Raw genomic sequence first — 19,091 nt, 5'->3', positions numbered from 1 at the left:
ATGTTTAAATTAGATAAAGAATCCTGCAATAGCTGCTGAAATAAATGAAACTAAAGTTGCACCGAATAATAGTTTTAATCCGAAACGTGCAACCATGTCACCTTTTTCATTGTTCAATGATTTGATAGCGCCTGAGATGATACCGATTGAACTGAAGTTCGCAAATGAAACGACGAAGACTGAAATAACACCTTTCGCATGTTCACTCATATCTTTCACTTGGCTTAAGCTTTGCATGGCAACGAACTCGTTAGATAATAATTTTGTCGCCATAATAGAACCAGCTTGTACAGCATCGTTCCAAGGAACACCAACTAAGAAGGCAAATGGTGCAAATACGAAACCGATAAGTGTTTGGAAGTCCCAAGTAATGCTACCTCCAGAAATACCAGTGAATATTGCACTGACAAGACCGTTAAGTAACGCGATAATTGCTATGTAACCAATTAACATTGCTCCTACAATAACTGCTACTTTAAAACCGTCTAAAATATACTCGCCTAACATTTCGAAGAAAGATTGCTTCCCTGCTTCACTTTCTTGAACGATTAGTTTATCCTCTTTGGCATCTACTTTATAAGGATTAATGATAGAAGCGATAATGAAACCGCCAAATAAGTTCAATACGACTGCCGTAACAACGTAACGTGGCTCGATTAAGGTGAAATAGGCACCAATAATGGAAGCTGATACTGTAGACATCGCTGAAGCCGTCAAAGTATAAAGGCGTTGTTTAGGTATATGAGCTAATTCTTTCTTTAATGAAATAAACACTTCAGATTGTCCTAAAATGGCTGCCGCAACAGCATTGTAAGATTCTAAACGACCCATACCATTTATTTTAGAAATAGCTAAACCAAGTACATTAATAATCCATGGTAGGATTTTCGTATATTGTAAAATACCAATTAATGCAGAAATAAACACGATTGGTAATAATACATTAAAGAAGAATGGAGGGTTTTTTGGATCTACAAATTCAAAACCACCAAAGACAAAGTTTACACCTTCTGCTGCTTTTGCTAATAAATAGTTAAAGCCATCTGATATGCCGCCAATGACTGTGATACCGAATTTCGTTTTAAGTAAAATAAATGCGAATACAAGTTGTATGACTAACAATAGTCCGATATATTGCCATCGGATGTTTTTTCTATCTGAGCTAAATAGAAACGCTAATGCAAGAAACACTACTATCCCAATTAAACCGATAATTATATGCATAAGTTATTCATCCCTTTTAAATTTTCTTAACTTCTATAATACAATAAAATTGATAGCACTTACATGTTTAATTTAAAAATTTTAAAACATATTGGTTGAAAAAGGTCAAAGTTGGTCATATAATATAGTCAAAGAAGGTCAAAAGAGGTGATAATCATGCACAACATGTCCGACATCATAGAACAATACATTAAAAAATTATTTGAAGACACCAATGAAGACGTTGTTGAAATTCGACGAACCAATATTGCGCAGCGCTTTGACTGTGTGCCTTCTCAGCTTAATTATGTAATCAAAACACGTTTCACAAATGAACATGGCTATGAAATTGAAAGTAAAAGAGGTGGCGGTGGTTACATTCGAATCACTAAAATTGAAAATAAAGACGAAACAGGTTACATTAATCACTTACTTCAATTAGTAGGGCCATCTATTTCACAGCAACAGGCATATTACATTGTGGATGGTTTGTTAGATAAATCATATATTAATGAGCGAGAAGCAAAAATGATATACGCTGTAATAGATAGAGAAACATTGAAGATGGATATACTATCTAGAGATATTATTCGAGCAAATATAATTAAAAGATTGTTACATGTTATAAATTATTATTAAAGCGAGGTGTTACGTCGTGCTATGCGAAAATTGTCATTTGAATGAAGCAGAAGTGAAATTGGCAGTGAAAGGGCAAGATGGTATAAATGAAAAATGGGTATGTTCCACGTGTGCACAAGGAGGTAATCCTTGGACACAAAATCAACAAATCCAAGCCCAAGATGATATCGAAGGTGCGTTTGTAGTCAAACAAATCTTGCAACATCTAGCTGCTAAACATGGTATCGATTTTGATGAAATTGCTTTTAAAGAAGAGAAACGCTGTCCAACTTGCCATATGACATTAAAAGATATTGCACATGTTGGTAAATTTGGTTGTGCAGACTGCTATGCGACATTTAAAGATGACATAGTCGATATTGTACGACGCGTACAAGGTGGTCAAATTGAGCACATTGGAAAAACACCGAGATCTTCACATAGAAAATTGGCTTTAAAAAAACAAATTGAGGAAAAATCTTCTTATCTAAATCAATTGATAGAAGAGCAAAATTTTGAAGAAGCTGCCGTTGTTCGTGATGAAATCAAGGCATTAAAAGAGGACAGCGAGGTGAAACATGATGAGTAAAAATGATATTAGTGCATATATGAGTGAATGGATGAGAGATAGAGAAGAAAGTCCCATCGTTATGTCATCAAGGATTCGTTTAGCACGAAATCTTGAAAACCATGTGCACCCACTCATGTTTCTGTCTGAACAAGATGGTTTTAGAATTATTAATGAAGTACAAGATGCGCTTCCCGATTTAGCTGTCCAACGATTAGACGCAATGGATCAGCAAAGTAAATATAAACTTGTCGCGAAACATCTTATTAGTCCAGAATTAATCAGACAACCTGCATCGGCAGTGCTACTGAACGAGGATGAATCGTTAAGCATTATGGTAAATGAAGAAGACCATTTGCGTATTCAAGCGATGGGAAATGATTTATCTTTATCTTCATTATACGAAAAAGCTTCAGAGATTGACGATAAACTAGACAGTGAATTAGATGTAAGTTTTGATGAAACTTTAGGCTATTTAACAACTTGTCCAACAAACATTGGTACAGGCATGCGAGCAAGTGTTATGTTGCATTTACCAGGCCTAACGATTATGAAACGAATGAATCGAATTGCACAAACAATCAATCGTTTCGGTTTTACAATTAGGGGCATTTATGGAGAAGGTTCGCATGTTTATGGTCATATCTATCAAATTTCAAATCAACTTACATTAGGAAAAACTGAAGAAGACATCATTGAAAGTTTATCAGAAGTCGTTCAACAAATTATTAATGAAGAAATGCAGATTCGTGAACGCTTAAACCGACATAACTATACTGAAACATTAGATAGAGTGTATCGTTCGTTAGGTATATTAAAATATAGTAGACTGATATCTATGGAGGAAGCTTCACTAAGATTAAGTGAGGTCAAACTGGGTATTGATTTAGAATACATTGAATTAGAAGACTTCAAGTTTAATGAACTGATGGTTGCGATACAATCACCATTTTTATTAGATGATGAAGATGATAGAACTGTTAATGAAAAAAGAGCAGATATATTAAGAGAACATATAAATTAGGAGGTTACGCTATGCTATTTGGAAGACTTACAGAAAGAGCACAACGTGTATTAGCACATGCTCAAGAAGAAGCAATTCGTTTAAACCATTCAAATATAGGAACAGAACATCTACTTTTAGGTTTAATGAAAGAACCTGAAGGTATTGCTGCCAAAGTTTTAGAAACTTTTGAGATTACTGAAGAAAAAGTTGTTGAAGAAGTAGAAAAATTAATTGGCCATGGTCAAGAACAAATGGGTGCATTGCACTACACACCTCGTGCGAAAAAAGTTATAGAATTATCAATGGATGAAGCAAGAAAATTACATCATAACTTTGTTGGAACAGAGCATATTTTGCTTGGTCTAATCAGAGAAAATGAAGGTGTTGCAGCACGCGTATTTGCAAACTTAGATTTAAATATAACAAAAGCACGTGCACAAGTTGTTAAAGCGTTAGGTAGCCCTGAAATGAGCAACAAAAATGCACAAGCAAACAAATCAAATAACACACCAACATTGGATAGTCTTGCACGTGACTTAACTGTTATCGCTAAAGACGGTACGTTAGATCCAGTGATTGGTAGAGATAAAGAAATAACAAGAGTCATTGAAGTGTTAAGTCGTCGTACTAAGAACAACCCTGTATTAATTGGTGAACCGGGTGTTGGTAAAACAGCAATTGCGGAAGGTTTAGCACAAGCAATTGTTAATAATGAAGTACCTGAAACATTAAAAGGAAAACGTGTAATGTCATTAGATATGGGAACAGTAGTGGCTGGAACGAAATATCGTGGTGAATTTGAAGAACGTTTGAAAAAAGTTATGGAAGAAATACACCAAGCAGGTAATGTGATATTATTCATTGATGAATTACACACACTAGTTGGTGCTGGTGGCGCAGAAGGTGCGATTGATGCTTCAAATATTCTTAAACCAGCCTTAGCACGTGGCGAGCTACAATGTATCGGTGCGACAACATTGGATGAATATCGTAAAAATATTGAAAAAGATGCAGCACTTGAACGTCGTTTCCAACCTGTTCAAGTAGATGAACCTACAGTAGAAGACACTATTGAAATCTTAAAAGGTTTACGTGATCGCTATGAAGCACATCACCGTATCAATATTTCTGATGAAGCATTGGTATCAGCTGCTAAATTGAGTCATCGCTATGTTTCAGACCGTTTCTTACCAGATAAAGCGATTGATTTAATTGATGAAGCTAGTTCAAAAGTAAGACTGAAAAGTCATACAACACCACCAAACTTAAAAGAAATTGAACAACAAATTGAACAAGTCAAAAATGAAAAAGATGCTGCAGTACATGCTCAAGAATTCGAAAATGCGGCAAATCTTCGTGATAAACAAACTAAATTAGAAAAACAATATGAAGAAGCTAATACGAATTGGAAGAATACTCAAAACGGTGATAACACATCATTATCTGAAGAAGATATCGGTGAAGTCATCGCTGGTTGGACAGGTATTCCATTGACTAAGATTAATGAAACAGAATCAGATCGTCTGCTTAACTTAGAAGATACACTACACAATAGAGTGATTGGACAAAAAGACGCAGTGACATCCATTAGTAAAGCAGTGAGACGTGCAAGAGCTGGATTGAAAGATCCTAAACGTCCAATCGGTAGCTTTATTTTCTTAGGACCTACGGGTGTAGGTAAGACTGAGCTAGCGCGTGCGTTAGCGGAGTCTATGTTCGGTGAAGACGATGCTATGATCCGCGTTGACATGAGTGAGTTCATGGAAAAACATGCTGTCAGCCGTTTAGTTGGTGCTCCTCCAGGCTATGTAGGACATGACGATGGTGGACAATTAACTGAAAAAGTAAGACGTAAACCTTATTCTGTTATTTTATTTGATGAAATCGAAAAAGCACATCCAGATGTATTTAACATCTTGCTACAAGTGTTAGACGATGGTCATCTAACAGATACCAAAGGTCGTCGTGTTGACTTCCGTAATACGGTAATTATTATGACATCAAATGTTGGCGCGCAAGAATTACAAGATCAACGTTTTGCTGGTTTTGGTGGCGCTACAGAAGGTCAAGATTATGAATCAATTCGCAAGACAATGATGAAAGAATTGAAAAATGCTTTCCGTCCAGAGTTCTTAAACCGTGTTGATGATATCATTGTATTCCACAAACTTTCTAAAGATGAGTTGAAACAAATTGTGACAATGATGGTTAACAAACTTACTAATCGACTTTCTGAACAAGATATTAATATATCGGTTACAGAAGCGGCTAAAGAGAAAATTGCCGAAGAAGGTTACGATCCAGAGTATGGTGCAAGACCACTTATTCGTGCTATTCAAAAAACAGTTGAAGATAACTTGAGTGAATTGATTTTAGACGGTAACCAAATTGAAGGTAAAGAAGTTAAAATTGATCACGATGGTAAAGAATTCAAATATGATATTACGGAAAGACAAGATTCAGCTAAAGATAAAGAAACATCTGAATCATAATATCAATAAAGTTAATGTTAGGACCTAGGACATCATCGCATGTCCTAGGTTCTTTTTCTGTATAAAGGGTTAAATTATCAAATTATCATTGGAAACTAGCTTATAACATGATGCATTCATACTATTATTTGTAAATTCAAGCTATAATATGATTGGTACTTAAACGTTAGACGTGGTATTTTATAAAAATAGCTTATATCAATATGAGAAACGTTGAAATGATAAATAATTTTAATTTAAGAAATATACATATTAATTGAGAGAATTATTATTGCTGAGAATAAATTTGTTTTTAAATAGTCAGAGGTTTAAAATAGATTTGTTCAATGAAAGGTGGAGGTGCTGTTTTGGCTAAAAAGAAAGTGATTTTTGAATGTATGGCATGTGGTTATCAGTCACCGAAATGGATGGGGAAATGCCCAAACTGTGGTGGTTGGAATCAAATGGAAGAAATTGTCGAACAAAAGGCAGCCAGTCCAAAACATGGCGTACGCAGTCGAGACAATGTATCTAAAGTACAAAAATTAAATGAAATTAAACATGAAACAACACCTAGGGTTAAAACAAATTCAAACGAATTTAACCGCGTACTAGGTGGAGGTATTGTTAATGGTTCACTTGTCTTAATTGGTGGTGATCCTGGTATTGGGAAATCGACATTACTATTACAAATTTGTGCATCATTATCCCAATCTAAAAACGTATTATATATCACTGGTGAAGAATCATTGAGTCAAACGAAATTAAGAGCGGAAAGATTAGATGAGGATTCTAGTGAATTAAATGTATTTGCCGAAACAGATTTAGAAGTAATCCATGAAACGGTTAAACAAATTAAACCAGATTTACTTGTTGTGGATTCTATACAAACAATATTCCACCCTGAAATCAGCTCGGCACCAGGCTCGGTTTCACAAGTTAGAGAAAGTACGCAGAGCTTAATGAATATAGCTAAACAGATGAATATTGCGACGTTTATTGTCGGACATGTAACAAAAGAAGGTCAAATCGCTGGGCCGCGTTTACTTGAACATATGGTGGACACAGTGCTTTACTTCGAAGGTGATGAACACCATGCATATCGTATTTTAAGAGCTGTGAAAAACCGTTTTGGTTCTACAAATGAAATGGGTATCTTTGAGATGAAGCAAACAGGTTTGAAAGGCGTTAAAAACCCTTCGGAAATGTTTCTTGAAGAACGTTCAGCCAATGTACCAGGTTCCACGATTGTTTCTACCATGGAAGGTACGAGACCTTTATTGATTGAAGTACAAGCATTAGTGACACCGACAACTTTTAATAATCCGAGACGTATGGCAACGGGCATAGATCATAATCGATTGAGTTTGCTCATGGCCGTATTAGAAAAGAAAGAAAATTATCTCCTTCAGCAGCAAGATGCTTATATCAAAGTTGCGGGTGGTGTGAGACTTACTGAGCCAGCAGTAGATTTAGGTATCATTATTGCGACGGCTTCAAGCTTTAAAGATTTAACGGTGGACGGCTTGGACTGTTTCATCGGTGAGGTAGGTCTTACTGGAGAAGTCAGACGTGTTTCTCGAATAGAACAACGTGTCCAAGAAGCTGAAAAATTAGGGTTCAAACGTGTGATTATCCCTGAGTCCAATATTGGGGGATGGCAATTTCCTGAAGGTATAAAAGTAATTGGGGTTAAAAGTGTTCATGAAGCTTTAAAATACGCATTAACAAAACATAAAAAATAATTATGCTTTAATAATATAAGGTTGAATAATTGCCGGAAGAAAGGAGCGTTAACTTGTGAACATGATAAGACTTATTGTTATCTTGTGCTATATCATTTTAGGTGCAAGTATAGGTGTATACCTTTTGCCAGAAATCTTTGATGATATAGGGCTAGGTAATATATCATTATTAACTAATACGTATTTTAATGGACTACTAGGTATTATAATTTTCTTTTTAATATTTGGTTGGTTTATTAAAAAAGCAACACTTGCTTTAAAAGAATTAGAACGAACAATTATGCGTCAAAGCGCAGTAGAAATTTTATTTGCTACAATTGGACTAATGATAGGCTTACTGATTTCAGTTATGATATCTTTTATATTCCAAATTATCGGCAACAACATCATCAATCATTTTGTACCAATCATTATTACAATTATTTTAGGTTATTTCGGCTTCCAATTTGGTTTGCGAAAACGTGACGAAATGTTGCTATTTTTACCAGAAAATATGGCGCGTTCTATGTCTATCAATGCACGAAACGCAGTGCCAAAGATTATAGATACAAGTGCAATTATAGATGGCCGAATTTTAGACATTATTGAATGTGGATTTATTGATGGTGAAATATTAATTCCTCAAGGTGTAATCAACGAACTTCAAGTCGTTGCGGACGCCAATGATAGTGTGAAACGTGAGAAAGGTCAACGTGGTTTAGATATATTAAACTCTTTATATGATACAAATCATCCGACTAGAATTATTCATCCGACGAAAACGCATAGCGATATTGATGCAATGTTAATTAAATTAGCGCAACATTATAGAGCGCACATTATAACGACAGATTTTAATTTAAATAAAGTATGTCATGTGCAAGGAATCCAAGCACTTAATGTGAATGATTTATCTGAAGCAATCAAGCCCTCTGTACATCAAGGTGACCGATTCAGTCTATTACTTACAAAAATGGGTAAAGAGTCTGGGCAAGCAGTTGGTTATTTAGACGATGGAACGATGGTTGTTGTGGATAAAGCTAAAAAACACATTGGCGAACATATCGATTTAGAAGTGATTAGCTTATTACAAACTTCATCGGGTAGAATTATTTTTGCGAAAAAATTAAATTAAAACGTAGGGTTTCATGTGAAACTGTAGCAAATGTTGTTACAGTTTCGTGTGGAGCCTTTTTTATATTTAAAAATATAGACAAAGTCATGGTTAATTTAAGCACAGCAATATCATATTAGCGGTTAAAGTGCTACAATAGATAGCGAAATTGTATTTCTAAAAAAGGAATGTCACATAATCAATTATTGTGTGATGCTTGGAGCAGACTTTGGTAAGAGATACTTTAAAAAATAATAAGCTATGGTATGATTAATAAGCGATAAATAATAAACTTATTAATGGTTGAGCGGTATTTTTTTATAAATGATAAGTAGATAAAAGATATGCGTTCGGCTTATTTATTGCGTTTGTGAAACGCATTTTACATTAATAACGTATGTTGAAAATAATTAATATGATAAAACGGGAGTGAACATAATGAGTGATCGTGTAAGAGTGAGATACGCACCAAGTCCAACTGGATATTTGCATATCGGTAATGCAAGAACTGCATTATTTAACTATTTATTTGCTAAACATTATGATGGTGATTTTGTAATTCGTATTGAAGATACGGATAGTAAGCGTAATTTAGTTGATGGAGAATCATCGCAATTTGATAACTTAAAATGGTTAGGTATCGAATGGGATGAATCTGTTGATAAAGATAAAGGTTATGGACCGTATCGTCAGTCTGAACGTGCAGAAATTTATAATCCGCTGATTCAACAATTATTGGATGAAGACAAAGCTTACAAATGTTATATGACTGAAGACGAATTAGAAGAAGAGCGTCAACAGCAAATTGAACGTGGTGAAATGCCGCGTTATGGTGGTAAACATGCACATTTAACTGAAGAAGAACGTCAACAATTTGAAGCAGAAGGTCGCAAACCTTCAATTCGTTTCCGTGTACCTAAAGATACGACATATTCATTTGATGATATGGTTAAAGGTGAAATTTCATTTGATTCAAATAACATGGGTGACTGGGTCATTGTTAAAAAAGATGGTATCCCAACGTATAACTTTGCGGTAGCTATCGATGACCATTACATGGAAATTTCAGATGTTATTCGTGGTGATGACCATATTTCAAACACACCAAAACAATTAATGATTTATGAAACATTTGGTTGGGAAGCACCAAGATTTGCACATATGTCACTTATCGTAAACGAAGAACGTAAAAAATTAAGTAAACGTGACGGTCAAATCCTACAGTTTATCGAGCAATATCGTGATTTAGGATATTTACCTGAAGCATTATTTAACTTTATTACATTGTTAGGTTGGTCACCAGAAGGCGAAAATGAAATTTATTCTAAAGAAGACTTTATTAAAATCTTTGATGAAAAACGCCTATCTAAATCGCCAGCATTTTTCGATAAACAGAAACTTGCATGGGTTAATAATCAATATATGAAACAAAAAGATACTGAAACAGTATTTGAATTAGCTTTACCTCACTTAATTAAAGCTGAATTGTTACCGGAAAATCCAAGTGAAGCGGACCTAGATTGGGGACGTAAACTTGTTTCACTTTATCAAAAAGAAATGAGCTATGCTGGAGAAATTGTACCGTTATCGGAATTATTCTTCCGTGATGAACAAACATTAGGTGACGATGAGCAAGAAGTTATTGCAGGTGAGCAAGTACCAGAATTGATGAACCATTTATATAGTAAATTAGAAGCACTTGAACCATTTGAAGCTGCTGAAATTAAAAAAACGATTAAAGAAGTTCAAAAAGAAACGGGTATCAAAGGTAAACAATTATTTATGCCTATCCGTGTTGCTGTTACTGGTCAAATGCATGGCCCAGAATTACCAAATACAATTGAAGTACTAGGTAAAGATAAAGTATTATCACGTTTGAAAAAATATGTATAAATAAGCGTTGAATATTGTAAAGGTTGTGTTAAATAGATAACACTTGAAAAATTACAATAAACAACCTATGATTAACATTGAAATCAACAAAGGATTAGTATGTGATGGACGGTGTCAAGAGAGTGTGCGGTAGCTGTGAGCACATCACTTAAATTACAGAATGCACCTTTGTGCAAATAAAGTGAATAACTTAAATGAGAATTATAAGGAATAGACTTGATATCAATCAGTACAAAGTTTGATTTAGGCAATTGCTTATATAAAATGAGAGTGGAACCGTGCAAAAGCACCTCTAACAATAAAGTTAGGGGTGCTTTTTTATAAGGAGGTAGCAGCCTTGTTTAAGATGTTGAAAAGAATAAAAGACGATGTAAATATGGTGTTTGAACAAGATCCTGCAGCACGTACAACTTTAGAAGTTGTTACTTCATATGCAGGCGTGCATGCGGTCTGGAGTCATTTGATTGCACATGAACTATATAAAAAGAAAAAATATGTCTTAGCGAGATTAATTTCACAAATTACACGCTTTTTTACAGGTATTGAAATTCACCCAGGCGCTCAAATCGGTAGACGTTTATTCATTGACCATGGCATGGGCGTAGTGATTGGAGAAACTTGTCGAATTGGAGATAATGTAACGATTTATCAAGGCGTTACATTAGGCGGTACGGGTAAAGAAAAAGGAAAACGCCATCCAGATATAGGGGATAATGTACTTATTGCTGCGGGAGCAAAAGTGCTTGGTAATATTACGATTAATTCAAATGTGAATATCGGTGCGAACTCAGTCGTACTTAATACTGTACCTAGTTATTCAACTGTAGTCGGTATTCCAGGACACATTGTAAAACAAGATGGCAGACGTATTGGCAAAACATTTGATCACCGTAATTTACCTGACCCAATCTACGAGCAATTAAAAGAACTTGAAAAACAACTTGAGAAAACAAGAAATGGAGAGATACAAGATGATTACATTATATAATACATTAACGCGTCAAAAAGAGACGTTTGAACCAATTGAACCTGGTAAAGTTAAAATGTATGTTTGTGGACCAACTGTATATAATTATATTCATATCGGAAATGCACGACCAGCTATCAATTACGATGTAGTAAGAAGATATTTTGAATATCAAGGCTATGAAGTCGTATTTGTTTCAAATTTTACAGATGTAGATGACAAATTAATTAAACGCTCAAAAGAATTGGACGAATCAGTTGAAACGATTGCTGATCGCTACATTGATGCATTCTACGAAGATGTAGGTGCGTTAAATGTAAAAAAAGCAACGTCTAATCCACGTGTTATGAATCATATGGATGACATCATTAACTTTATAAAAGACCTCGTTGATGAAGGTTATGCTTATGAAAGTGGCGGCGATGTTTATTTTAGAACACGAAAATTCCAAGATTACGGTAAATTAAGCCATCAATCTTTAAATGATTTAAAAGTAGGCGCACGTATTGAACAGGGTGAACAGAAGGAAGATGCATTAGATTTTACGTTATGGAAGCAAGCTAAACCAGGTGAAATCAGTTGGGAAAGCCCATTTGGTGAAGGTAGACCTGGCTGGCATATTGAATGTTCAGTAATGGCTTATCATGAATTGGGTGCCACAATTGATATTCATGCGGGTGGTACAGATTTACAGTTCCCACACCATGAAAATGAAATTGCGCAATCAGAGGCACATAACCACGCGCCGTTTGCGAACTATTGGATGCATAATGGTTTCATCAATATAGATAATGAAAAAATGAGTAAATCATTAGGCAACTTTGTTTTAGTACACGACATCATCAAACAAATTGATCCAGATGTATTACGCTTTTTCATGATTAGTGTACATTATAGAAGCCCTATTAATTATAATATGGAACTTGTCGAAGCGGCTAAAAGCGGTTTGGAACGTGTGCGTAACAGCTATCAAGCGATTGAAGAACGTGAAGCAATTGCTACAGATATTGAAGCGCAAAGTGATTATATTGCTGAAATAGATAAAATTTTAGAGCAATTTGAAACCGTTATGAATGATGATTTTAATACAGCGAATGCTATTACTGCTTGGTATGATTTGGCTAAATTAGCAAATAAATACGTGCTAGAAAACACAACGTCTACGAAAGTACTTGGACGTTTTAAAGAAGTTTATCAAATCTTTAGTGATGTACTAGGAGTGCCTTTGAAAGGCAAAGATAGTGATGAACTACTAGATGAAGAAGTCGAAGCGCTGATTGAAGAAAGAAACAATGCAAGAAAAGATAAAGATTTCGCTCGTGCAGATGAAATACGTGATCAACTAAAAGAACAAAATATTATATTAGAAGACACGCCTCAAGGTGTGAGATTTAAACGTGGCTAATATGAATAATAAATTATTAAATCCGTTGACACTTGCTTACATGGGTGACGCAGTCTTAGATCAACACGTGAGAGCATATATCGTTTTAAAATTAAAAGCAAAGCCTAATCGTTTACATCAAGAAGCTAAACGCTACGTTTCAGCTAAGAGTCAAGCGCTGACGCTAGAGTCATTAATGGAAAATGAATGGTTTTCAGAAGAAGAATTAGATATCGTGCGTCGAGGTAGAAACGCTAAAAGTTATACCAAAGCAAAAAATACAGATATTCAAACATATAGAAAAAGTTCTGGGTTAGAGGCAATCATTGGTTATTTATATTTAGAAAAAGAAGATGCACGTTTAGCGGCACTATTAGAACAAATTGTACAAATCGTAGACGAAAGGTAGTGATACTATGGAAGAGATCGTAATTGTTGGTCGACATGCAGTAAAAGAAGCTATTGTCTCAGGACATACTATTAATAAAATTCTGATTCAAGATACTATCAAAAAAGGCCAAATCAACGAAATTTTAAAATTAGCGAATAGTAATAAAATTATAGTTCAATCTGTACCGAAATCTAAAATAGATGGATTGTCAGATTCACCTCACCAGGGTGTTGCTGCTTACATTGCTCCATATGAATATGCGGACTTTGATGCATTTGTTGCGCAACAAAAAGCACAAGATAAATTATCGACAGTATTAATTTTAGATGGTTTAGAAGACCCACATAACCTAGGATCAATCTTAAGAACCGCAGATGCTTCAGGTGTTGATGGTGTCATAATTCCTAAGAGACGTTCAGTTGCTTTAACACAAACGGTTGCCAAAGCATCGACGGGCGCTATTCAGCATATACCAGTAATGAGGGTGACTAATTTGGCTAACACGATTGAAACGCTAAAGGATAACGGCTATTGGATTGTTGGTACTGAAGCTGAAAATTCAACGGACTATAGAGAAATGGATGCTGGCATGCCACTAGGTATTGTCATAGGTAGTGAAGGTCAAGGTATGAGCCGTTTAGTTAAAGAAAAATGCGATTTCTATATCAATATTCCAATGGTAGGTCATGTTAACAGTCTAAATGCATCAGTAGCAGCAAGTTTAATGATGTATGAAGTTTTCCGCAAACGTAATTATATCGGAGATAAAGCATGAAAGATCGTTATTTAATCATTGATGGATATAATATGATTGGACAATCGCAGGAATTAAGTCGTATTGCACAAGATAACCTTGAAGAAGCACGTGAACAATTGCTCATTGCTATAGCGAACTATAACGCAGTCATTGCGGATGAAGTTGTCTGCGTATTCGATGCTTATGAACAATCCGGAGCGCCTACAGAATATATGTATCATGGTGTTAAAACGATTTTTACAAAAGAAAAAGAAACTGCAGATAGCTACATTGAACGTTATGTATATGACTTATATGACAAACATACAAGACATATTACAGTGGTTACGAGCGATATGAGTGAGCAACATGCTATTTTTGGTGCAGGTGCATATCGTGTGTCTTCAAGAGAAATGTGGAGAGATTTAAGAGAAAATGAAATTTCTGTATCGAAAAAGCTAGATGGATTTAATGAACAGAAACCCAGAACGCGTATCGAACTTTCAAATGAAATTCTTGAAGAATTTGAAAAATTAAGACGCGGCGATAATCATTAATTATTATAGCGGAGTTTGATTTTTTCAGTCCAACTGCTGTAATCTTTCTTTACTTCAAGGAAAGGATAACAGTAATGACAAGAAATAACCGCATTCCAACTAACACTTTAATTAATGGAGAAAAGAGAACCAAACCAATCGATGTGCCTGAAATTTTTAAAGTCTTAAGCCCAATGATTCGTAGACGTTTATATCATTTTGCTATACATCCAAATGACCAAGAAGATTTGTGTCAAGATGTGCTCGTAAGATTATACTGTGCATTTAAAAAATTTGATTTCACTGATGACACACCTATTGAGCATTATGTAAATCGTGTGATTAAAAATGTAAAAAATGATTATATCCGTAAAAAATGCTATGGCAACCAACGACAAGAAATGCTGGTCAATGAATTTATAGTCAATTATCAAAATAGTAAAACAGAACACCCACTTGATAAACATATATTAGCTTTAGAGATAGGAAGTCAATTACAACAGGGATTAATGAAACTGACGGTCTTAGAAAAAAGTATCGTAATCTATTTACTAAATGACTTTAAGCCGAAAGAAATTGCTGAAACACTAAATATACAAATCAAAGTGGTTTACAATGCGATACATCGTTGTAAAATGAAATTAAGACGCTATTTAGAAAATGAGAAATAGCGCGTGTTTTATTTAATTGTAACGGTCTGAATATATAGCATATCACGTACAAAGACGCTATTGCCGATTGACAATTGACTTAGAAATTATGTATAGTAGATTGGTATTATAATGAGTAAGGGGAAGACGAATGAAAAAAGTACCATTGAATTGTGAAGTGTGTGGTAATCGAAATTATAACGTTCCCAAACAGAGTAATCTTGCATCTAGACTGGAATTGAAGAAATATTGTCCGAGATGTAATGCACATACGTTGCATAAAGAATCGAAATAACAAACGACATATTAAATTTACAATTGAGTGAATATGCCCTTCCATTTAAGTTGAGAGTATTGTATTTGCTTGATTTGTTGCATGGAATAAGCAAATAAGGAATAACGAAATATACGGAGGTCTTATAAATGGCTAAAAAAGAGAGTTTCTTCCAAGGCGTAAAGTCAGAAATGGAAAAGACAAGTTGGCCAACGAAAGAAGAATTATTTAAATACACAGTCATTGTTGTAGCTACAGTAGTATTTTTCTTAGTATTCTTCTATGCCTTAGACTTAGGAATTGGTAGAATTATAGAGTTAATTAAATAGATAGGAGTGACGACATGTCTGAAGAAGTTGGCGCAAAGCGTTGGTATGCTGTGCATACTTATTCTGGTTATGAGAATAAAGTGAAAAAGAATTTAGAAAAACGTGTTGAATCTATGAATATGACTGAACAAATATTCAGAGTTGTTATACCAGAAGAAGAAGAAACACAAGTTAAAGATGGCAAAGCCAAAACATTAACTAAAAAAACATTCCCAGGATACGTGCTAGTCGAGTTAGTAATGACTGACGAATCATGGTATATCGTAAGAAATACACCTGGTGTAACAGGATTTGTTGGTTCAGCTGGTGCTGGATCAAAGCCAAATCCATTACTTCCTGAAGAAGCACGCTTCATCCTTAAACAAATGGGCATGAAAGAAAAAACAATCGATGTTCAAATTGACTTAGGTGAACAAGTAAGAATTAAATCAGGCCCATTTGCAAATCAAGTTGGTGAAGTTCAAGAAATTGAAGCGGATAAATTCAAACTTACTGTTCTTGTAGACATGTTTGGTAGAGAAACACCAGTAGAAGTAGAATTTGATCAAGTTGAAAAACTGTAAGGCATATCAGGACGTTGATACTGATAGAGGTCATACGCAACTTGCAAAAGTTAGAAGTATGATTTTATATACATTAAGTACAGCTGATTACTGAAATAATTTAGAAGAAAAAGATGAGTTTGGCCTCACGTATTAACAGAAGCTAAAAGCTATAGCATTTTTGGTCTTTGCTAATAGTTAAGGAGGCAGTTGTTGGCTAGATTAAAAAGCCTTTAAAATTAGCGCTCATTAACACTAGTCACCTTGCTCATGTGGGATACGGGCTTTATTGTAGTGATATTAGATTTATATTCCGTTCCCAAAATTTTACAAATCACCATTGCTTTATGTAATGAGTTAATGTTATAATACTGTGGTCGCGCTCATAGAGCGTTCATTTCGTCACGAAATGTAGAAGAGTGGGAGGACAAAACTGAGTCCTGTGACCACATCACGATATCAAGGAGGTGCACATCGTGGCTAAAAAAGTAGAAAAAGTTGTTAAATTACAAATTCCTGCAGGTAAAGCAAATCCAGCACCACCAGTTGGTCCAGCATTAGGTCAAGCAGGTGTGAATATTATGGGATTCTGTAAGGAATTCAACGCACGTACACAAGAAGACGCAGGTTTAATTATTCCGGTAGAAATCAGTGTTTATGAAGACCGTTCATTTACATTTATTACAAAAACTCCACCGGCGCCAGTACTACTTAAAAAAGCAGCAGGCGTTGAAAAAGGTTCAGGCGAACCTAACAAAACAAAAGTTGCTACAGTAACTAAAGATCAAGTACGTGAAATTGCAAACCAAAAAATGCAAGATTTAAATGCTGCAGACGAAGAAGCAGCTATGCGTATTATCGAAGGTACTGCTCGTAGTATGGGTATCACAGTTCAATAATATAAATTAGTAATGAAAACATAGATTGACGATAGAAGCAGATGACAGAAATGACAAACATGATGACAGCGTTCAATATTGTCGTAATATGAGGAGAAATGTCATTTATTAAGGAATGTTAATTCCTAAGATAAAATACAATTTTGACCTCACTGTTATCTGCTCTTAACTTGTGAAAGCAAGTAAATGTGGGAGGAAATTCCGCTAAAACCACTAAAGGAGGAACATGAAATGGCTAAAAAAAGCAAAAGATATCAAGAAGCAGCTAGCAAAATCGATCGCTTAAAACATTATAATGTTGAAGAAGCTGTTGAACTAGCTAAAGAAACAAACATCGCTAACTTTGATGCATCAGTTGAAGTAGCATTCCGTTTAGGTATTGATACTCGTAAAAATGATCAACAAATCCGTGGAGCAGTAGTGCTTCCAAACGGTACTGGTAAATCACAACGTGTATTAGTGTTCGCAAAAGGAGACAAAGCAGCAGAAGCTGAAGCAGCAGGTGCTGATTTCGTTGGCGAAGGCGAATATGTAGAAAAAATCCAACAAGGTTGGTTTGACTTTGACGTAGTAGTAGCTACACCAGACATGATGGGCGAAGTTGGTAAACTTGGTCGCGTATTAGGACCTAAAGGTTTAATGCCTAACCCTAAAACTGGAACAGTAACTATGGACGTTAAAAAAGCTGTTGAAGAAATCAAAGCTGGTAAAGTAGAATACCGTGCTGAGAAATCAGGTATTGTTCATGCATCAATTGGTAAAACATCATTTGATACTGACAAACTTGTTGAAAACTTCAAAACTTTACAAGACGTATTAACTAAAGCAAAACCTGCTTCAGCTAAAGGTACGTACTTCAAATCTGTTGCTGTAACTACAACAATGGGTCCTGGAGTTAAAGTTGATACTTCAAGCTTCAAACTATAATCTATAAATAAATGAAAAAGGCTGAAAGGTTTACTTTCAGTCTTTAAAAAATATTGACATTGTACATTAATTTAGTTATATTGGTTAATGTATTATTTTACCTAAGACAGTAGGAGTTAGTAATAACTTAAAATTTGATCCTACCGAGGCTAAAATTGACTTGAACGTGAAGATTTTAGATCTTTCAAGCACTTTTTGCCGTGGGTAGAAAGTGTTTTTTTTATTGGATAATCTGAGGAACTGACGAACGTCAATCCACAGAACTTCAAAATTAAAAGCACCAAACTAAAATCTATGGAGGTGTCTAAATGTCTGCAATCATCGATGCAAAAAAACAAGAAGTTGATATTATTGCTGAACAACTTAAAAACTCAGTATCTACAGTTATCGTTGACTATCGTGGTCTAAGCGTTGCTGAAGTAACTGAATTACGTTCACAATTACGTGAAGCTGGTGTTGAATACAAAGTATTGAAAAACACTATGGTTCGTCGTGCAGCTCAACAAGCTGGTATTGACGGTTTAGATGAATTCTTAGTAGGTCCTACTGCAGTTGCTACTTCAACAGAAGATGTTGTTGCTCCAGCAAAAGTTATCGCAGGATTTGCAAAAGAACATCAAGCATTAGAAATTAAAACAGGTGTTATGGAAGGCAATGTTATTTCTGCTGAAGAAGTTAACACTGTTGGTACATTACCATCACACGACGGTCTTGTTTCTATGCTTTTATCAGTATTACAAGCTCCAGTACGCAACTTCGCTTATGCAGTTAAAGCTGTTGGAGAAGACAAAGAATCAAAAGAAGAAAGCGCTGAATAATTGCGCATAAACTAATTAAAATTAATGGAGGAATATTAAAA

General features: G+C 35.0%; 20 protein-coding genes and 1 other annotated feature. Of the genes, 19 read left to right on the top strand and 1 reads right to left on the bottom strand.

Annotation, left to right across the window (positions count from 1 at the left end; all coding sequences use genetic code 11):
* Positions 1 to 9 precede the first annotated feature (9 nt).
* A complete protein-coding gene (locus tag SSP_RS11170; protein ID WP_011303855.1) occupies positions 10 to 1,224 on the bottom strand; it encodes a NupC/NupG family nucleoside CNT transporter in 1,215 nt (404 codons plus the stop codon).
* A gap of 156 nt (positions 1,225 to 1,380) precedes the next feature.
* Here SSP_RS11170 and SSP_RS11165 point away from each other — a divergent pair, with 156 nt between their 5' ends.
* From SSP_RS11165 to rplJ, 19 genes are all read left to right on the top strand, one after another.
* A complete protein-coding gene (locus SSP_RS11165) occupies positions 1,381 to 1,842 on the top strand; it encodes a CtsR family transcriptional regulator (protein ID WP_011303854.1) in 462 nt (153 codons plus the stop codon).
* 16 nt (positions 1,843 to 1,858) lie between these two features.
* A complete protein-coding gene (locus SSP_RS11160) occupies positions 1,859 to 2,410 on the top strand; it encodes a UvrB/UvrC motif-containing protein (protein WP_011303853.1) in 552 nt (183 codons plus the stop codon).
* Positions 2,403 to 3,413, top strand: coding sequence for a protein arginine kinase (locus SSP_RS11155; RefSeq protein ID WP_011303852.1), 1,011 nt, complete (start codon positions 2,403 to 2,405; stop codon positions 3,411 to 3,413). The genes SSP_RS11160 and SSP_RS11155 overlap by 8 nt, the downstream gene beginning before the upstream one ends.
* Positions 3,414 to 3,424: 11 nt before the next feature.
* Positions 3,425 to 5,887, top strand: a complete 2,463-nt coding sequence (locus tag SSP_RS11150) for an ATP-dependent Clp protease ATP-binding subunit (protein ID WP_011303851.1) — start codon at positions 3,425 to 3,427, stop codon at positions 5,885 to 5,887.
* Positions 5,888 to 6,234: 347 nt separating this feature from the next.
* Positions 6,235 to 7,611, top strand: coding sequence for a DNA repair protein RadA (radA, locus tag SSP_RS11145; RefSeq protein ID WP_011303850.1), 1,377 nt, complete (start codon positions 6,235 to 6,237; stop codon positions 7,609 to 7,611).
* Between the two features lie 55 nt (positions 7,612 to 7,666).
* Positions 7,667 to 8,725 (top strand): PIN/TRAM domain-containing protein, encoded by a 1,059-nt coding sequence (locus SSP_RS11140; RefSeq protein WP_011303849.1) that lies wholly within the window; start codon positions 7,667 to 7,669, stop codon positions 8,723 to 8,725.
* A gap of 417 nt (positions 8,726 to 9,142) precedes the next feature.
* Complete coding sequence (gene gltX / locus SSP_RS11135; RefSeq protein ID WP_011303848.1) at positions 9,143 to 10,597, top strand: glutamate--tRNA ligase; 1,455 nt, start codon at positions 9,143 to 9,145, stop codon at positions 10,595 to 10,597.
* 346 nt (positions 10,598 to 10,943) lie between these two features.
* A complete protein-coding gene (cysE, locus tag SSP_RS11130) occupies positions 10,944 to 11,585 on the top strand; it encodes a serine O-acetyltransferase (RefSeq protein WP_041079568.1) in 642 nt (213 codons plus the stop codon).
* Positions 11,569 to 12,969: a cysteine--tRNA ligase gene (gene cysS / locus SSP_RS11125; protein WP_002484173.1), complete on the top strand. Its 1,401-nt coding sequence runs from the start codon at positions 11,569 to 11,571 to the stop codon at positions 12,967 to 12,969. Before cysE ends, cysS begins: the two co-directional genes overlap by 17 nt.
* A gap of 1 nt (position 12,970) precedes the next feature.
* Positions 12,971 to 13,357 carry a Mini-ribonuclease 3 gene (locus tag SSP_RS11120; RefSeq protein WP_011303846.1) on the top strand — a complete coding sequence of 129 codons (387 nt, stop codon included), beginning with the start codon at positions 12,971 to 12,973 and terminating at the stop codon, positions 13,355 to 13,357.
* Positions 13,358 to 13,364: 7 nt separating this feature from the next.
* Positions 13,365 to 14,114, top strand: a complete 750-nt coding sequence (rlmB, locus tag SSP_RS11115) for a 23S rRNA (guanosine(2251)-2'-O)-methyltransferase RlmB (protein ID WP_002484171.1) — start codon at positions 13,365 to 13,367, stop codon at positions 14,112 to 14,114.
* A complete protein-coding gene (locus SSP_RS11110) occupies positions 14,111 to 14,632 on the top strand; it encodes an NYN domain-containing protein (RefSeq protein WP_011303845.1) in 522 nt (173 codons plus the stop codon). The genes rlmB and SSP_RS11110 overlap by 4 nt, the downstream gene beginning before the upstream one ends.
* Positions 14,633 to 14,706: 74 nt before the next feature.
* The gene (locus SSP_RS11105) at positions 14,707 to 15,282 is read left to right on the top strand and encodes an RNA polymerase sigma factor (RefSeq protein WP_011303844.1); all 576 of its coding nucleotides are present in this window, start codon (positions 14,707 to 14,709) and stop codon (positions 15,280 to 15,282) included.
* Positions 15,283 to 15,412: 130 nt separating this feature from the next.
* Positions 15,413 to 15,556, top strand: a complete 144-nt coding sequence (gene rpmG, locus SSP_RS11100) for a 50S ribosomal protein L33 (RefSeq protein WP_011303843.1) — start codon at positions 15,413 to 15,415, stop codon at positions 15,554 to 15,556.
* Between the two features lie 128 nt (positions 15,557 to 15,684).
* Entirely contained in the window at positions 15,685 to 15,864 is a 180-nt protein-coding gene (secE, locus tag SSP_RS11095; RefSeq protein ID WP_011303842.1) for a preprotein translocase subunit SecE, read from the top strand.
* Positions 15,865 to 15,878: 14 nt separating this feature from the next.
* On the top strand, positions 15,879 to 16,427 hold the full coding sequence (gene nusG, locus SSP_RS11090) for a transcription termination/antitermination protein NusG (RefSeq protein ID WP_011303841.1): 549 nt from the start codon (positions 15,879 to 15,881) through the stop codon (positions 16,425 to 16,427).
* 455 nt (positions 16,428 to 16,882) lie between these two features.
* Entirely contained in the window at positions 16,883 to 17,305 is a 423-nt protein-coding gene (gene rplK / locus SSP_RS11085; RefSeq protein WP_002484165.1) for a 50S ribosomal protein L11, read from the top strand.
* Positions 17,306 to 17,536: 231 nt separating this feature from the next.
* Positions 17,537 to 18,232, top strand: a complete 696-nt coding sequence (gene rplA, locus SSP_RS11080) for a 50S ribosomal protein L1 (protein WP_002484164.1) — start codon at positions 17,537 to 17,539, stop codon at positions 18,230 to 18,232.
* 82 nt (positions 18,233 to 18,314) lie between these two features.
* Positions 18,315 to 18,462, top strand: a sequence feature (ribosomal protein L10 leader region).
* Between the two features lie 78 nt (positions 18,463 to 18,540).
* Positions 18,541 to 19,050 carry a 50S ribosomal protein L10 gene (gene rplJ / locus SSP_RS11075; RefSeq protein ID WP_002484163.1) on the top strand — a complete coding sequence of 170 codons (510 nt, stop codon included), beginning with the start codon at positions 18,541 to 18,543 and terminating at the stop codon, positions 19,048 to 19,050.
* Positions 19,051 to 19,091 lie beyond the last annotated feature (41 nt).

The sequence above is a fragment of the Staphylococcus saprophyticus subsp. saprophyticus ATCC 15305 = NCTC 7292 genome, from assembly GCF_000010125.1.
Taxonomy (GTDB): Bacteria; Bacillota; Bacilli; order Staphylococcales; family Staphylococcaceae; genus Staphylococcus; species Staphylococcus saprophyticus.
This window is presented reverse-complemented; position numbering and strand designations above follow the sequence as displayed.